The organism is Paraburkholderia ginsengiterrae (assembly GCF_001645125.1).
Classification (GTDB): Bacteria; Pseudomonadota; Gammaproteobacteria; order Burkholderiales; family Burkholderiaceae; genus Paraburkholderia; species Paraburkholderia ginsengiterrae.
The window spans coordinates 99,004-114,249 of sequence record NZ_LXKA01000055.1 but is presented as its reverse complement, the minus strand read 5'-3'; the positions used below and the strand labels follow the sequence as shown (position 1 = coordinate 114,249).

12 protein-coding genes are annotated in these 15,246 nt (G+C 63.4%); 10 read left to right on the top strand and 2 right to left on the bottom strand.

Annotated features, from left to right (window positions below):
* The first annotated feature begins 46 nt into the window (after positions 1-46).
* From A6V37_RS04120 to A6V37_RS04085, 8 genes are all read left to right on the top strand, one after another.
* Complete coding sequence (locus tag A6V37_RS04120; protein WP_064264953.1) at positions 47-583, top strand: DUF5943 domain-containing protein; 537 nt, start codon at positions 47-49, stop codon at positions 581-583.
* 37 nt (positions 584-620) lie between these two features.
* A complete protein-coding gene (locus A6V37_RS04115) occupies positions 621-2,684 on the top strand; it encodes an NADH:flavin oxidoreductase (RefSeq protein WP_064264952.1) in 2,064 nt (687 codons plus the stop codon).
* Positions 2,685-2,686: 2 nt separating this feature from the next.
* On the top strand, positions 2,687-4,600 hold the full coding sequence (locus A6V37_RS04110; protein WP_064285798.1) for a (Fe-S)-binding protein: 1,914 nt from the start codon (positions 2,687-2,689) through the stop codon (positions 4,598-4,600).
* A 4-nt stretch (positions 4,601-4,604) separates the two neighbouring features.
* On the top strand, positions 4,605-5,774 hold the full coding sequence (locus A6V37_RS04105; RefSeq protein WP_064264949.1) for an electron transfer flavoprotein subunit alpha/FixB family protein: 1,170 nt from the start codon (positions 4,605-4,607) through the stop codon (positions 5,772-5,774).
* Positions 5,771-6,559, top strand: a complete 789-nt coding sequence (locus A6V37_RS04100; protein WP_064264947.1) for a drug:proton antiporter — start codon at positions 5,771-5,773, stop codon at positions 6,557-6,559. Before A6V37_RS04105 ends, A6V37_RS04100 begins: the two co-directional genes overlap by 4 nt.
* A gap of 73 nt (positions 6,560-6,632) precedes the next feature.
* Entirely contained in the window at positions 6,633-7,946 is a 1,314-nt protein-coding gene (locus A6V37_RS04095; protein WP_064285797.1) for an aromatic ring-hydroxylating oxygenase subunit alpha, read from the top strand.
* Positions 7,947-7,979: 33 nt separating this feature from the next.
* A complete protein-coding gene (locus tag A6V37_RS04090) occupies positions 7,980-9,248 on the top strand; it encodes an FAD-binding oxidoreductase (protein ID WP_064285796.1) in 1,269 nt (422 codons plus the stop codon).
* Between the two features lie 154 nt (positions 9,249-9,402).
* Entirely contained in the window at positions 9,403-10,260 is an 858-nt protein-coding gene (locus tag A6V37_RS04085) for a glycine betaine ABC transporter substrate-binding protein (protein WP_064264942.1), read from the top strand.
* A gap of 91 nt (positions 10,261-10,351) precedes the next feature.
* On the opposite strand, the gene purU is transcribed toward A6V37_RS04085, so the two are convergent.
* On the bottom strand, positions 10,352-11,227 hold the full coding sequence (gene purU, locus A6V37_RS04080; protein ID WP_064264940.1) for a formyltetrahydrofolate deformylase: 876 nt from the start codon (positions 11,225-11,227) through the stop codon (positions 10,352-10,354).
* Positions 11,228-11,365: 138 nt separating this feature from the next.
* The gene (locus tag A6V37_RS04075) at positions 11,366-12,280 is read right to left on the bottom strand and encodes a choline sulfate utilization transcriptional regulator (protein WP_064264938.1); all 915 of its coding nucleotides are present in this window, start codon (positions 12,278-12,280) and stop codon (positions 11,366-11,368) included.
* 163 nt (positions 12,281-12,443) lie between these two features.
* Here A6V37_RS04075 and betC point away from each other — a divergent pair, with 163 nt between their 5' ends.
* A complete protein-coding gene (gene betC, locus A6V37_RS04070) occupies positions 12,444-13,982 on the top strand; it encodes a choline-sulfatase (protein WP_064285795.1) in 1,539 nt (512 codons plus the stop codon).
* A gap of 52 nt (positions 13,983-14,034) precedes the next feature.
* Positions 14,035-14,985: a choline ABC transporter substrate-binding protein gene (locus tag A6V37_RS04065; protein ID WP_064265045.1), complete on the top strand. Its 951-nt coding sequence runs from the start codon at positions 14,035-14,037 to the stop codon at positions 14,983-14,985.
* Positions 14,986-15,246: the final 261 nt, after the last annotated feature.

Below are 15,246 nucleotides of genomic sequence, written 5' to 3'. Positions count from 1 at the left end.
GCTGCCGTCCCGAACCCATAACCATCCCTGCAAACGGAGCCTCACGATGCAACCTCAACTGCCTATCGACGTCGACGCGAACACCGGCGTCTGGACCACCGACGCGCTGCCGATGCTCTACGTGCCGCGTCATTTCTTCACGAACAACCACGTCGCCGTCGAGGAAGCGCTCGGACTCGAAACGTATGCCGAGATTCTCTACAAGGCCGGCTACAAGTCCGCGTATTTCTGGTGCGACAAGGAAGCGAAGCAGCACGGCATTGCCGGCATGGCGGTGTTCGAGCACTACCTGAATCGCCTGTCGCAACGCGGCTGGGGTCTCTTCAAGATCACCGAGGCCGATCCGTCGAGCTCGCGCGCCCGCATCGAGTTGCGCCACTCGTCGTTCGTGCTGGCGCAGCCGGGCAAGACCGGCAAGCTTTGCTACATGTTCGCCGGCTGGTTCGCGGGCGCGATGGACTGGGTCAACGATACCGCGCCGGATGGCGCGCGTAAGGGCCCGCCGTCCCATTCGAAAGAAGCGCGCTGCGCGGCCGAAGGCCACGAATATTGCGTGTTCGAAGTGTCGCCGCTCGCGTCATAACAACGCACATAGCCTATTCATTCCGAGGTCGATCGCGATGCGTTACCCGAACCTTTTCAAGCCTCTCACGCTCAACAAGCTGACGCTGCGCAACCGCATTGTCAGCACCGCGCACGCGGAGGTCTATGCGGAACCGGGCGGCCTGCCTGGCGACCGCTATATCCGCTACTACGAAGAGAAGGCCAAGGGCGGCGTCGGTCTGGCCGTGTGCGGCGGTTCGAGCCCGGTGTCGATCGACAGCCCGCAAGGCTGGTGGAAGTCGGTGAATCTCTCGACCGACAAGATCATCGATCCGCTGGCGCGGCTTGCCGAGGCAATGCACACGCATGGCGCGAAGATCATGATTCAGGCGACGCATATGGGACGCCGTTCGGCGTTTCATGGCGAGCACTGGCCGCATCTGATGTCGCCTTCCGGCGTGCGTGAGCCGGTGCATCGCGGCAATGCGAAGATCATCGAAGTGGAAGAGATTCGCCGCATCATCACTGACTTTGCGGCGGCCGCGAAGCGCGTGAAAGATGCCGGCATGGATGGCATCGAAATCTCGGCGGCGCACCAGCATCTGATCGATCAGTTCTGGAGCCCGCGCACCAACTTTCGTACCGACGAATGGGGCGGCTCACTCGAGAACCGCCTGCGTTTCGGCACGGAAGTGCTGAAGGCGGTTCGCGAAGCGGTCGGCGCAGATTTCTGCGTGGGCTTGCGGATGTGCGGCGACGAGTTCCACGAAGACGGGCTCGATCACGAGCAGCTCAAGGAGATCGCCCAGGCCATGAGCGAAAGCGGCCTGATCGATTACCTCGGCGTGATCGGCTCGGGCGCGGACACCCACAACACGCTCGCCAACTGCATGCCGCCGATGGCTTTGCCGCCGGAGCCGTTCGTGCATCTGGCGGCAGGCATCAAGTCGGTGGTGAAGCTGCCGGTCATGCACGCGCAGAGCATTCGCGACGCGGGCCAGGCCGAGCGGCTGCTGGCGAGCGGCATGGTCGACCTGGTTGGCATGACGCGCGCGCAGATCGCCGATCCCCATATGGTCATCAAGATCCGCGACGGCCGCGAGGACGAAATCAAGCAATGCGTCGGCGCGAACTATTGCATCGACCGCCAGTACAACGGCCTCGACGTGCTGTGCGTGCAGAACGCGGCGACGTCGCGCGAAGCCACCATGCCGCACGTGATCGCGAAGACGCGCGGTCCGAAGCGCAAAGTCGTCGTGGTGGGCGCGGGGCCTGCGGGTCTGGAAGCGGCGCGTGTCGCGAAGTCGCGCGGCCATGACGTGGTGCTGTTCGAGAAGAACGACTACGTCGGCGGCCAGATCATGCTGGCGGCGAAAGCGCCGCAGCGCGAACAGATGGCGGGCATCGTGCGCTGGTTCGACATGGAGACGAAGCGTCTCGGCGTGGACCGGCGCCTCGGTGTCGCCGCCGACGAGGCGACCATCATGGCCGAGAAGCCGGACATCGTCGTGCTGGCCACGGGCGGATCGTCGTTCACGTCGCAGGTGGCGGCGTGGGGCGTCGAGGAAGGCCTCGCCGTGAGTTCATGGGATGTGCTGTCGGGTAAGGTAGAACCGGGCAAGAACGTGCTGGTGTATGACGGCGTGAGCACGCACGCCGGCGCCGGCGTGGCCGATTTCATGTCGAGCCGCGGCTCGAACGTCGAGATCGTGACGCCGGACGTGAAAGTGGCGGACGACGTCGGCGGCACCACGTTCCCGATCTTCTACCGCCGCCTGTACGCGCAAGGCGTGGTTCACACGCCGAATTACTGGCTCGACAAGGTCTACGAGGAAGACGGCAAGAAGATTGCCGTGATCCGCAACGAGTACACCGAGGAGCAGGAAGAGCGCGCGGTCGATCAGGTGGTGATCGAGAACGGCAGCACGCCGAACGACGAACTCTACTGGAAGCTCAAGCCGGAGTCGGTGAATCGCGGCCAGGTCGACGTGCATAAGCTGTTCGCCTCGGAACCGCAGCCGTCGCTGGCCGAGGAACTCGGCAACGGCCGCTTCCTGCTGTTCCGTGTCGGCGATTGCATCTCCATGCACAACATTCACGGCGCGATCTACGACGCGCTGCGCCTTTGCAAGGATTTCTGACGATGAGCCCCGTGTTTGTCATCACCGTCCTGCTGTGGTTGTCGATGGCGGGTCTCGCGTTCGCGCTCGTCAGGCGTGCGGCTTACTGGCGCGAAGGCCGCGCCACGGCGGCGGGCGCCTACGGCTGGGCCAATCTGCTGACGATTCCGAAGCGTTACTTCGTCGATTTGCATCATGTGGTGGCGCGCGATCCGTATATCGCCAGAACGCACGTGGCGACGGCGGGCGGCGCGATCCTCGCGATGGCGCTGGTGTTCGTCAACTACGGTCTGGCGATTTACTCGCCTTGGCTTGACAAGCTGATCTTCCTGGCGGCGCTCGTGATGCTGGCTGGCGCGGCTTTCGTGTGGCGTCGCCGCCATGGCGCGAAAGCGGTGCCGGCGCGGCTCTCGCGCGGGCCGTGGGATCATCTGTCGCTGTTGCTCGGATCGTTCGCGCTCGGACTCGCATTGTTTATCGCGCTGCCTGCCGCGGCGATGTCCGGCGCGCTGGCCGTCGTGGTTGCGCTGCTGATTGCGGCCGGCGCGTTCGCGATGACGTTCGGCGCGGCGCGTGGCGGTCCGATGAAGCATGCGCTCGCCGGTTTGCTGCACCTTGCGTTTCATCCGCGTCAGGAACGCTTTGCCGAGCGCAATGACCACGACGTGGTGCCGCCGACCGCATTGAAAGCGCCGCTGCTCGACGCGAAGGAATACGGCGTCGGCAAGCCGGTCGAGTTTCGCTGGAACCAGCTGCTCAGTTTCGATGCGTGCGTGCAGTGCGGCAAATGCGAAGCGGCCTGTCCCGCGTTTGCCGCCGGTCAGCCGCTCAATCCGAAGAAGCTGATTCAGGATCTGGTGACGGGTATGGTGGGCGGCACCGACGCGCAGTACGCGGGCAGCCCCACGCCCGGCATTCCGCTTGGCAAGCATGGCGGTGCGCCCGACAAGCCGCTGATTTCCAGCCTGATCGAAGCGGACACGCTGTGGTCCTGCACGACCTGCCGCGCATGCGTGCAGGAGTGCCCGATGCTGATCGAGCATGTGGACGCGATCGTGGACATGCGCCGAAATCAAACGCTGGTCGAAGGCGTCGTGCCGGGCAAGGGGCCGGTCACGCTCGCCAATCTGCGCGAGACAGGCAGTTCGAACGGCTACGACATCGGTGCGCGTTATGACTGGGCCGTCGATCTGCAGGTGCAGGTCGCGCAGCCGGGGCGCCCGGTGGACGTCCTGCTGATCGCCGGCGAAGGCGCGTTCGACATGCGCTATCAGCGCACGCTGCGCGCGCTGGTCAAGGTGCTGAACCGCGCGGGTGTCGACTATGCGGTGCTGGGCGGCGTCGAAACCGATACCGGCGACACGGCCCGGCGTCTCGGCGACGAAGCCACCTTCCAACAACTTGCGCACAAACTGATGGGCACGCTGTCGCAGTACGCGTTCCGCAAGATCGTCACCGCGGACCCGCATGTGCTGCACAGTCTGCGCAACGAGTATCGCGCGCTGGGCGGATTCTACGAAGTGCAGCACCACACCGCGCTGATCGAGGAGCTGGTCGCGAGCGGCAAACTGACGCCGCGCGCCGTCGCCGCCTTCGCGGAGCGCAAGGTCACGTATCACGACCCGTGCTATCTGGGCCGCTATAACGGAGAGACGGAAGCGCCGCGACGGTTGCTCAAGACCATCGGCATCAAGGTCGTGGAGATGGAGCGCAACGGCCTGCGTGGGCGCTGCTGCGGCGGTGGCGGCGGTGCGCCGTTGACCGATATTCCGGGCAAGCAGCGCATCCCGGACATCCGGATCGGCGACGCGAAGGCGGTTGGCGCGGAGATTGTCGCCGTGGCTTGCCCGAATTGCACGGCGATGCTCGAAGGCGTGGTCGGCGCGCGTCCGGAAGTGCTGGACGTTGCCGAACTGGTTGCAGCGGCGCTGGAGTGACGCGATGAATACGCTAAAACGAATCGAACCGCGCCGGCCGTTCACGATCACGGCGCAAGGACTCAGGCGCATTACGCTCGGTGAGATGGGTGTCGCGGTCTCGCCAGAGATGGCGGCGCATAGCGCCACGCATCGGGAGCAGGCCAAGCCGCGCCGCACGACGAGCGCGCCGCAGCGCGTCATGCTGGTGGCGGCCCACGCGGACCGCGGCGCGCTCGACGAGCACGCACGCCAGACGCTGGCCGGCGCCGCCTTGATTGCCGATGCCGCCACGGAAGTCGTGCTCGTCGTCTTCGGCGAGTTCGGTGGCGATGCGGCCGCGCTCGGCGCCGACAAGCTGATCGAATTGCCGATGTTCGACCGCCGCGCGTTTGCACCGGAGGGCGAACTGAACGCGCTGGCCGCGTGCGTCGCGGCCTACGCACCGGCGCATATTTTCATGCCGGATAACGCAACCGGCGACGGCGACCTTGGCCGCCGCTACGCCGCCGCTGCGAATGCAAGCGTCGCGACGCATGTCGTCGAGATCGACAGTGCCCACGTGGCGGCCTATGTTCAGTCGAATACCGCGTTCGCCGCGCGTGCGCTGCCGGAGGTTGTGCTGCTTGCGCCCAATGCCGTCGACCCGAAATTGCCGTTTGTCGGTGCGGGCGAGCGGGTCATGTGGCGCTTCGACGGCGAGTCCGCCGCATCGGTCGGCAAGGTGCGTGATCTGGGTATCGAAGAAATCGACGCCGCGCAACTGGCGCTGGAAGAAGCGGATTTCATCGTCTCGGCGGGCAACGGCGTGAGCGATGTGCCGGCGTTCGAGCGGCTCGCGGCCACTTTGGGCGCGGCAATCGGCGCGAGCCGCGTGGCCGTGGATGACGGCAAATTCACGCGCGACAAGCAGATCGGCGCGACCGGCAAGACTGTCGAAGCGAGCGTCTATATCGCTTTCGGCATCTCCGGTGCGGTGCAGCATCTGCAAGGCATCAAGGATTGCCGGCACGTGATCGCGGTGAACCTCGACGCGAGCGCGCCGATCGCCAAACGCGCCAACCTGACCGTGATCGCCGACGCGCAGGAAACCATTGCGGCGCTCAATGAAGCGGCGGCCGCGGCACGCACGGCGCGCGGCACCGGCGCAGCGTTATTGAATTCAAAGGTTGCTGCTGAAGGAGCGCTCGCATGAAAATCGCCGTGCTGGTTTCCGTGGGGCGTCATCCGGTGAGCGGCACCGCGCGCTACAGCCGCAACGACGCGGCCGCGCTGACCATGGCGCTCTCGCTCGCCAGAACCCACCACGCGACGCTCGACGTGCTGCACGCGGGCGATCCCTCCAACCCCGCGTTGAAGGACTACCTCGCGTTAGGCGCGGGCTCGGTGGAAGTCCTGGAGATCGCAGCCGCAACGCCTGACCTGCAAGCCGACACCGCAGCGCTGCTGGCCGCCCGCCTGCGCGGCTACGACCTCGTTCTGACGGGCACCCGTGCGGAAGGCGCGTTCGACAGCGGCATGCTGCCGTATCGCGTCGCCAACGCGTTGAATATGCCGCTGGTCGGCGCCGCCGTCGATGTGACGCTGAGCGACGGCGGCGCACAGGTTCGCCAGTTCATGCCAAAAGGCTTGCGCCGCCGCGTGGAAGTGCAGTTGCCCGCGCTGATTGCCGTGCATCCGCTGGCCAATGCCGCGCCGACGTACGCCTATGCCCGCTTGCGCGAAGGCACGATCCGCCCGGTCGCCACGCAAGCCACACAGACCGCGAACCGCCCCGACGACCTCGCCTGGACAGTCAGTCCGGTCACCGCCAAACCGGTGCGTCTCGCCGCCGCCGAAAAGCGCTCCGGCCACGCCCGCATGCTCTCGGCCACCACCACCGAAAGCCGTGGCGGCAGCGTCGTAATTGAAGGGAGTTCCGTCGAAAAAGCACAAGTGATACTCGCGTATTTGCGCGAGCATCAACTCGTGGATTACTGATTTCCGGTTCGGGCCAGCATGCGACCAGGAGGGCCTGGCGCGGCGCCAGACGTGACATGCAACGGAGCACACAATGAAAGTTTCGGCAGACGTTCGCGCAATGATCGAACGCCGTAAGAAGGATCACACCCTCGAAGCGCCGTTCTATACGAGCGAAGACATTTTCGCGCTCGACATGGAGGCGATCTTCCGGCAGCACTGGATTCAGGTCGCGGTGGAGCCGGACGTGCCGGAACCGGGCGACTACATCACGGTGGAACTCGGCCACGACTCGATCCTGATCGTGCGCGACGACGACATGCAAGTGAGGGCGTTTCATAACGTCTGCCGCCATCGCGGCTCGCGCCTGTGCAATACCGACAAAGGCTCGCTCGGCAATATCGTCTGTCCGTACCATAGCTGGACCTATAACCTGAACGGCGATCTGATGTTCGCCGAGCACATGGGCGATCAGTTCGACCGTTGCAAGCACAGCCTGAAGGCGGTGCACGTCGAGAATCTCGCGGGCCTCATTTTCATTTGCCTCGCGGAGCATCCGCCCACCGACTTCGGCGTGATGCGCGCCGCGATGGAGCCGTATCTGCTGCCGCACGATCTGGCCGGCTGCAAGATCGCCGCTTCGATCGACATTATCGAAGAAGGCAACTGGAAGCTCACGATGGAGAACAATCGCGAGTGCTATCACTGCGTCGCGAACCATCCCGAACTGACCATTTCGCTCTACGAATACGGCTTCGGCTATCAACGCACGCCTGCTAACGAAGAAGGCATGGCGGCTTTCGAAGAGACGGTGGTGCGCCGCACCGCGCAATGGGAGGCGATGAACCTGCCATCGGCGGAAATCGAACGGCTCGCCGATCTGGTCACGGGTTTCCGCACGCAACGGTTGCCGCTCGATCGCGACGGCGAGTCGCAGACGCTCGACGCGAAAGTGGCATCTAAGAAGCTGCTCGGCGGTTTCGAGCAGGCCGATCTCGGCGGCCTGTCGTTCTGGACGCAGCCGAATTCGTGGCACCACTTCATGAGCGACCATATTGTCAGCTTCTCCGTCATCCCGCTGTCGGCGGGCAAGACGCTGGTGCGCACCAAATGGCTCGTGCACAAGGACGCGCGTGAAGGCATCGACTACGACGTGAACAATCTGACGGCCGTGTGGCGCGCCACGAACGACCAGGACCGCGCACTCGTCGAGTATTCGCAACGTGGCGCAAACAGCAGCGCCTATGAGCCGGGTCCGTATTCGCCGTTCACGGAAGGTCTCGTGGAGAAGTTCTGCGAGTGGTACATCGGCCGCATGGCGGATTACAGCAATGCCCCCCAAAACGAGGAAGCCGGCGACACCGCGCCGGCTTCGCACGGCGAAAAAGTCGTGTCCTTCATGCGCTAAGCGCACAAGCGCAATCAGGAGCGGGAGAAATCAATGATGCGCGATCAGGCGACGCTTCATCTCAGCCCCGAGCTGGCTTCGGACCACGCTGCCAGCCGCGTCACGCGGCCACAGTTCTGGGAGGCGCTGCCGGCGCGCTGGAATAGCGATACGGACGAGACGCTGGTGTGCTGCCAGGTGCGGCAGGAAACGCACGACGTGAAGAGCTTTTTCTTTCGCGCGCCGTCTGAAAGGGCGTTCGTGTTCGAGCCGGGGCAGTTCATTACGCTGGAGCTCGAGATAGACGGCGAGCCGGTCAATCGCTGCTATACGATCTCGTCGCCGCCGACGCGTCCGCATACGATCTCGATCACGGTGAAGCGCGTGCCGGGCGGCAAGGTCTCGAACTGGCTGCACGACCATCTGCATGCCGGTGCCGAGGTGCGCGTGCTTGGGCCTGCGGGCGAGTTCACCTGCGCGCGGCATCCGGCGCGCAAGTTTCTTTTCCTGTCGGCCGGTTCTGGCATTACGCCGCTGATGTCGATGAGCCGCGCGCATCACGAACTCGGCGAAGACAGCGACATCGTGTTCGTGCACAGTGCCCGCACGCCGGACGACATCATCTTCGCGCGCGAGCTCGATCTGATTGCGTCGAATCAGGCTCATTTCCGTACTGCGTTCGTTTGTGAACGGCTTGGAGCGCGCACCAATTGGCCCGGCGTGACCGGGTTTCTGACGCTGCCTCTGCTCAAGCTGATCGCACCGGACTTTCTGGAGCGGGAGATTTTCACCTGCGGTCCGGCACCGTATATGCAAGCCGTGCGCAATCTGCTGGATGAGGGCGGGTTCGATCGCCGTCACTATCACGAGGAAAGCTTCTCGTTCGGATCCGTCAGTGAGGTGGCTGCGCCCTTGAGCATTGCGCACGTGGCGGATGCGTTGCCGAACGCTAACGTTAGCGCTGATGCGAGCGCGCCGGCAACAGCGGACAGCTTCGGTGAGGCTCGGGAAACCGAAGCGCCCGGATTCGCGCCCTCTGTTGTGCCGGTTGAAACCGAAACCCGCTTCAAGGTGAGCTTCGCCAAAAGCAACCGCGAGATCGAATGCGGCAGTGGCCAGCACGTGCTCGACGCCGCGAAGAAAGCCGGCGTACGGCTTCCGGCGTCGTGCACGCAAGGCATGTGCGGCACGTGCAAGGTCAAGCTGGTGTCGGGCGAAGTCGCGATGAAGCACGCCGGCGGCATCCGCCAGCGTGAGATTGATCAGGGCATGGTGCTGCTGTGCTGCAGCAAGCCGTTGACCGATCTCGTCGTCGATAAGTAAGACGAGAGGCGCGGCCGTGCCGGCATGCAAGGTCGCGCGCGGACAACTGGATGTCGGAAAACAACGTTACCCGGCAATTCTGGCTGGCGATTCTAAATGCGCAATGGGTTGTTTTTGACGGCAAACAGGCAGGCGGGCAAACGGGAGAGTGGCGATGAGACTGATCAGGAAGATATTCGTATTGAGCGCCTTGAGCGCGGCGCTTGCGGCCAGCAGCGTGAGTGTGTCGGCCGATACCAAGCCGACCATCAAGATCGGCTACGTGGAAGGCTGGGACGACAGCGTGGCGACTTCGAACGTGGCCGCGCGCGTGATTGAAAAGCGCCTCGGCTATCAGGTGCAACTCGTGCCGGTCGCGGCCGGCGTGATGTGGCAGGGCGTGGCGCGCGGCGACCTCGACGCGACGCTGTCCGCGTGGCTGCCGGTCACGCACGGGGCCTACTGGAACAACTTCAAGGACAAGGTGGTCGATCTTGGCCCGAACTTCAATGATGCGAAGATCGGCCTGATCGTGCCGGAGAACGTCGACGTGACGAGCGTGGGCGATCTCCAAGCGAAGAAGGCGGAGTTCGGCGCACGCATTGTCGGCATCGACGCGGGTGCGGGCGTGATGCAGAAAACCAGCGAGGCGATCAAGGCTTACGGACTCGACTACCAGTTGATGCCGAGTTCAGGCAGCGCGATGACCGCGGAACTGGCGCGTTCGGAAGCTGCGAGCAAGCCGATCATCGTGACGGGCTGGAAGCCGCACTGGATGTTCGCGAAGTACAAGCTCAAATTCCTCGACGATCCGAAGAAGGTTTTTGGCGAATCGGAGCACGTGGATAGCGTCGTGAATCCGGAGCTGGAAAAGAAGGCGCCGACCGTGGTCGCGTTTCTGAAGAAGTTTCAGTGGAAACCGGGTGAGATCGACAGCGTGATGCTGGCCACGCAAAACGGCGAAAAGCCGACCGCCGCCGCCGATGCGTGGATCACCGCGCATGGGGATCGCGTGGATAGCTGGGTGAAGTGATGCTGCTGTTCGTGTGAAGGCATTGCCGCTTTGAGGAAGCGGCAATGATCAAACATTCAAAGAAAACGCCGCTTTCGAGCGGCGTTTTCGTTTACTGCAGCACCACAGTCCGATCTCCATTAATAAACACCCGCCGTTCAATAAACGCCTTCACCGCCCGCGCCAGCGTGATGCACTCGACATCGCGCCCGGTTGCAAGCAACCTCTCCGGGCTATATGAATGATCGACGCGCTCCACAACCTGCTCGATGATCGGCCCTTCATCTAGATCGTCGGTGACGAAATGCGCCGTGGCGCCGATCAGTTTGACGCCGCGCGCATGCGCCTGATGATACGGTTTGGCGCCCTTGAAGCCGGGCAGAAACGAATGGTGGATATTGATCGCGCGCGCCGCCAGCGAGCGGCTCGTCGCACCGGACAGAATCTGCATGTAGCGCGCGAGAATCATCAACTCCGCCCCCGATGTTTCGAACAGATCGAGCAGACGCGCTTCCTGCTGCGGTTTCGTCTCGGCTGTGATCGGCAGATGATGAAACGGCAGGCCGTGCTGCTGAGCCAACGGCTCGAGATCGCGATGATTCGAGCCGATGCCGACAATATCCATCTTCAGCTCGCCCATGCGCCAGCGGAACAGCAGGTCGGCGAGACAGTGTTCGAGCTTCGACACCATGATCAGGACTTTCGGGCGCGTGCCGACATCGTGCATCGCCCATGTCATGCGAAAGCGCTCGGCAATCGGCTCGAATTCGCGCTTGAGCGCCGCACTGTGCAGCGTCTCGTTGCCGTCCACGCCGTGAAAAACGCAGCGCACGAAGAAGCGTTCGCTGAGGTCATCGTCGAATACGGTCAGTTCGTCGATATAGCAATGATGCCGGTCGAGAAAGCCGACAACGGCGGCAACCTGGCCCGCCGCGCTAGGGCACGCAACGGTAAGAACCAGTTGATCGGGACGGGAATCGGCGGACATGGACTCTCCACATAAACGATAGGGCCATGCCACGGGGCGCGGCATGCATCTTCGCAGTAGAGCAAATCGGCGGGACACACGGATAGAAGCTAACCGCCGTCGCGCTGGAACGGGAGCGTCAGACGTGCGGCCCGTGGCTCATTCGGTGTCGAGTCCGCATTCACCGAGCAGCCATTGGCGAAAGGCGTGCACCGCCGGTGTGGCCGCGCGCTGCGTGACGAGCAGATAGCCGCGCTCGGTGACGACCGGCGGCTCGAACAGTTCGACGAGTTGGCCGGTCGCAAGGAGTTCGTCGACCAGCGGCGCCCAGCCCAGCGCGACACCCTGGCCCATGATGGCCGCGTGCGCCACCAGCGTGAAGCTGTTGAACGTGATGCCGCCATGCGCGGCGGGCGCGTCAAGCCCGTGCGCGGCGAACCAGTCGGCCCATGAGAGCCAGCGCGCCGGATGAGTCGGTTCGAGATGCAGAAGCGGCAGGCTCAGCAAGTCCGAGGGCGAGCACAACGACGGCTGCGCGGCGAGAAATGCCGGACTGCACACCGGCGTGACGCGTTCCGGGAAGAGTTTGACCGCGCCGCGCGCGGTCCAGTCCGCGCGTTCGTCGCCGAAGGCAATGGCAATGTCCGCTTCATCGTGCGAGGCATCGAACACGTTCTGCGACGTGACGATCTTCACGTCGACGTCCGGCATCAGCGCCTTGAACTGCGACAGACGTGGCATCAGCCAATAAGTGGCGAAGCCGAAATCGGTGGACAGGGTGAGGGTTTGCGGCGTGCGGCGCGCGCGGATCTCGGCGGTGGCGACGCGAATCGTGTCGAGCGCATGGCGCACTGCCTCGAAAAGGCGCGCGCCGTCTTCCGTGAGCGTGACGCCGCGATGGCCGCGTTCGAACAGCGGCGCGCCGAGCGCCTCTTCAAGCTGCACTACGCGCTGGCTGACCGCCGGCTGCGTGGATCCCAATTCGCGCGCGGCCGCCGTGAAGCTCGCCAGCCGTGCCGCGGATTCGAACATGGTCAATGCCTGCATTGGCGGCAAGCGATCCTGCCTCGGCATAACGCCCCCTTATAGGCACATAACGAATTGCCGTCTTCACAGTCGCGAATTGGACGGCAATAGTGGTGCTCATGACGGACATGACCCGCGGGCTGCCCGATCGCGCTGACCACATCAGCGACACCCGCACCGACACCTGCGATTCTATTCGAGGCACGCTCCCATGCTTGACACCAAAAAGAATATTCTTATCTTGATGGCCGACCAGATGACTCCGTTCGCGTTGGCGGCGTACGGACACCGTCTGACGAAAACCCCCAATCTCGACCGGCTCGCGAAGCATGGCGTGGTATTCGAATCGGCCTATTGCGCGAGTCCGCTGTGTGCGCCTTCGCGGTTCTCCTTTTTGTCGGGCAAGCTGCCGTCCGCCATCGGCGCTTACGACAACGCAGCGGAATTTCCGTCGCAAACGCTGACGTTCGCCCACTATCTGCGCGCCGAAGGCTATCGCACCATTCTGTCCGGGAAGATGCATTTCTGTGGCGCCGATCAACTGCACGGTTTCGAAGAACGGCTCACCACGGACATCTATCCCGCCGACTTCGGCTGGACGCCCGACTGGAACAACGCCGGCGCACGCCCCACCTGGTATCACAACATGAGTTCGGTGATCGATGCGGGCCCATGCGTGCGGACCAATCAGCTCGACTTCGACGATGAAGTGACGTTCACCACCCGCCAGAAGCTCTTCGATATCGCGCGTGAACGGCACGCGGGCAAAGATGCCAGGCCGTTCTGCATGGTCGCCTCGCTAACGCATCCGCACGATCCGTACGCGATTCCGCAGAAGTACTGGGACCTGCACCGTGACGAAGATATCGACATGCCGGTGTTCCGCGATTCGCTCGAAGACGCCGACCCGCACTCGAAGCGCTTGCGTCATGTCTGCGAGACCGACCGCACACCGCCGACCGAGCAGCAGATCCGTAACGCGCGCCGTGCCTATTACGGCGCGATCTCCTACGTCGACGATCAGTTCGGCGCGATACTCGAAGCGCTCGAACAAGCCGGACTCGCCAAAGACACGGTCATCGTCGTGACGTCCGACCATGGCGAGATGCTCGGCGAACGCGGCCTCTGGTACAAGATGACGTTCTTTGAAGGCGGCTGCCGTGTGCCGCTGATCGTGCATGCCCCGCAGCAATTCGACGCGCATCGCGTGCAGGCATCGGTATCGCATCTCGATCTGCTGCCCACGCTGGTCGAACTCGCACGCGGCGATCAGCCGCGCGCGTGGCCCGATTCGATCGACGGACAAAGTCTCGTGCCGCATCTGCTGGGCAAGCAAGGCGGGCACGACGAAGCCATCGGCGAATATCTGGCTGAAGGCGCGATTGCGCCGATCGTGATGCTGCGGCGCGGGCGCTTCAAGTTCATCCACACGCCGGCCGATCCGGATCAACTCTATGACGTGGCTGCGGACCCCCTGGAGCGTGAGAACCTCGCCACGCGCGGCGAATACGCGGCACAGGTCGCGGCATGGCGCGAGGAGATTGCCCGGCGCTGGGATCTCGACGCACTGCACAAGGCCGTGCTGCAAAGCCAGCAGCGGCGGCATTTTCATTTCAACGCCACGACGCAAGGCACGGTCGCGTCATGGGACTGGCAACCTCGGGTCGACGCGAGCCAGCGCTATATGCGCAACCACATCGATCTCGACACGCTCGAAGCGATGGCGCGCTTTCCGGCCGTTGCGCGTTGAGCGCCACGTTCTCCAGCAAGTCAATCCAACCCACGAACAGGAAGCCGACATGATGAAACCGTTCTTCAAACAGGCGCTATCCGGGCTCACGCTGCTTTGCGCGGCAACCGCTTTCGCGTCGGGCGCCGAAGCGCCATCGTGCACGCAGGTCAACATGGCAGGGCCGGGATGGACCGACATCGACGCCACCAATGCGATGACCGGTGTGCTGCTGAAGGCGCTCGGCTACAAGCAGAACGTGGCGAACCTGTCGGTGCCGATCACCTATCAAGGCCTGAAGAAAGGACAGATCGACGTGTTTCTCGGCAACTGGATGCCGGCGCAGGCGCCGGTCGTCAAACCGTTCGAGGAGGAGAAGTCGATCGAGGTCGTGCATCCGAATCTGAGCAACGCGAAATTCACCCTCGCGGTGCCGGACTATGTGGCCGCTGCCGGCATCCATTCATTCGCGGATCTGGCTAAGCATGCCGATCAGTTCGACAGCAAGATCTATGGCATTGAACCCGGAGCGCCGGCCAATCAGAACATCAAGAAGATGGTCGATGACAAGGCGTTCGGGCTCGGCAACTGGAAGCTGGTCGAGTCGAGCGAGACCGGCATGCTCACCCAGGTGGAGCGCGCCGTGCGCGAGAAGAAGTGGATTGTGTTTCTCGGGTGGGAGCCGCATCTGATGAACACGAAGTTCAGGCTGACCTACCTCGACGGCGGCGACAAGTACTTCGGGCCGAACTACGGCGGCGCCACGGTCAATACGGTTGCACGCAGCGGGTATGCAGAACAGTGTCCGAATGTCGGCCGGCTATTCAGGCAGCTCACGTTCAACGTCGACCTGGAAAACGGCGTGATTACCGACGTGCTCGAAAAGAAGACCGGTGTCGATGCCGCCGCGACGGAAGCACTCAAGCGCCACCCGGAATTGTTGAAGACATGGCTCGATGGCGTGACTACGGCCAGTGGCGGCAATGGCTTGCAAGCCGTGCAAAACGCACTCGGCGTGAAATAACAAGCGCATAGCCGTTGCCAGGTCGCGACGCGACAGATTTATGTCGCATCCGGTCGAATCCCCATAAATCTGGACTCGTATTCTTGAGCCGTCGATGCGCGCCTCGCAGATCATGCAGGCATCGCCGATAGCTTCCATACGTTTCAATCAGTCCTAGTCGGTTTCGAACTGCCCGTCATGCGAGAAGCGCCTCGCGTTGCACTGCAACGCGAGGCAGGGATCGCTTTATCCAACGAAATACGCAGCCCAAGAGCAGGGGAT

Coding starts and splice junctions, on each gene's coding strand:
- A6V37_RS04065 (WP_064265045.1), top strand. CDS start 14,035: ATGAAACCGTTCTTCAAACAGGCGCTATCCGGGCTCACGCTGCTTTGC.
- A6V37_RS04120 (WP_064264953.1), top strand. CDS start 47: ATGCAACCTCAACTGCCTATCGACGTCGACGCGAACACCGGCGTCTGG.
- A6V37_RS04100 (WP_064264947.1), top strand. CDS start 5,771: ATGAAAATCGCCGTGCTGGTTTCCGTGGGGCGTCATCCGGTGAGCGGC.
- A6V37_RS04075 (WP_064264938.1), bottom strand. CDS start 12,280: ATGCCGAGGCAGGATCGCTTGCCGCCAATGCAGGCATTGACCATGTTC.
- A6V37_RS04095 (WP_064285797.1), top strand. CDS start 6,633: ATGAAAGTTTCGGCAGACGTTCGCGCAATGATCGAACGCCGTAAGAAG.
- A6V37_RS04090 (WP_064285796.1), top strand. CDS start 7,980: ATGATGCGCGATCAGGCGACGCTTCATCTCAGCCCCGAGCTGGCTTCG.
- A6V37_RS04110 (WP_064285798.1), top strand. CDS start 2,687: ATGAGCCCCGTGTTTGTCATCACCGTCCTGCTGTGGTTGTCGATGGCG.
- A6V37_RS04105 (WP_064264949.1), top strand. CDS start 4,605: ATGAATACGCTAAAACGAATCGAACCGCGCCGGCCGTTCACGATCACG.
- purU (WP_064264940.1), bottom strand. CDS start 11,227: ATGTCCGCCGATTCCCGTCCCGATCAACTGGTTCTTACCGTTGCGTGC.
- A6V37_RS04085 (WP_064264942.1), top strand. CDS start 9,403: ATGAGACTGATCAGGAAGATATTCGTATTGAGCGCCTTGAGCGCGGCG.
- betC (WP_064285795.1), top strand. CDS start 12,444: ATGCTTGACACCAAAAAGAATATTCTTATCTTGATGGCCGACCAGATG.
- A6V37_RS04115 (WP_064264952.1), top strand. CDS start 621: ATGCGTTACCCGAACCTTTTCAAGCCTCTCACGCTCAACAAGCTGACG.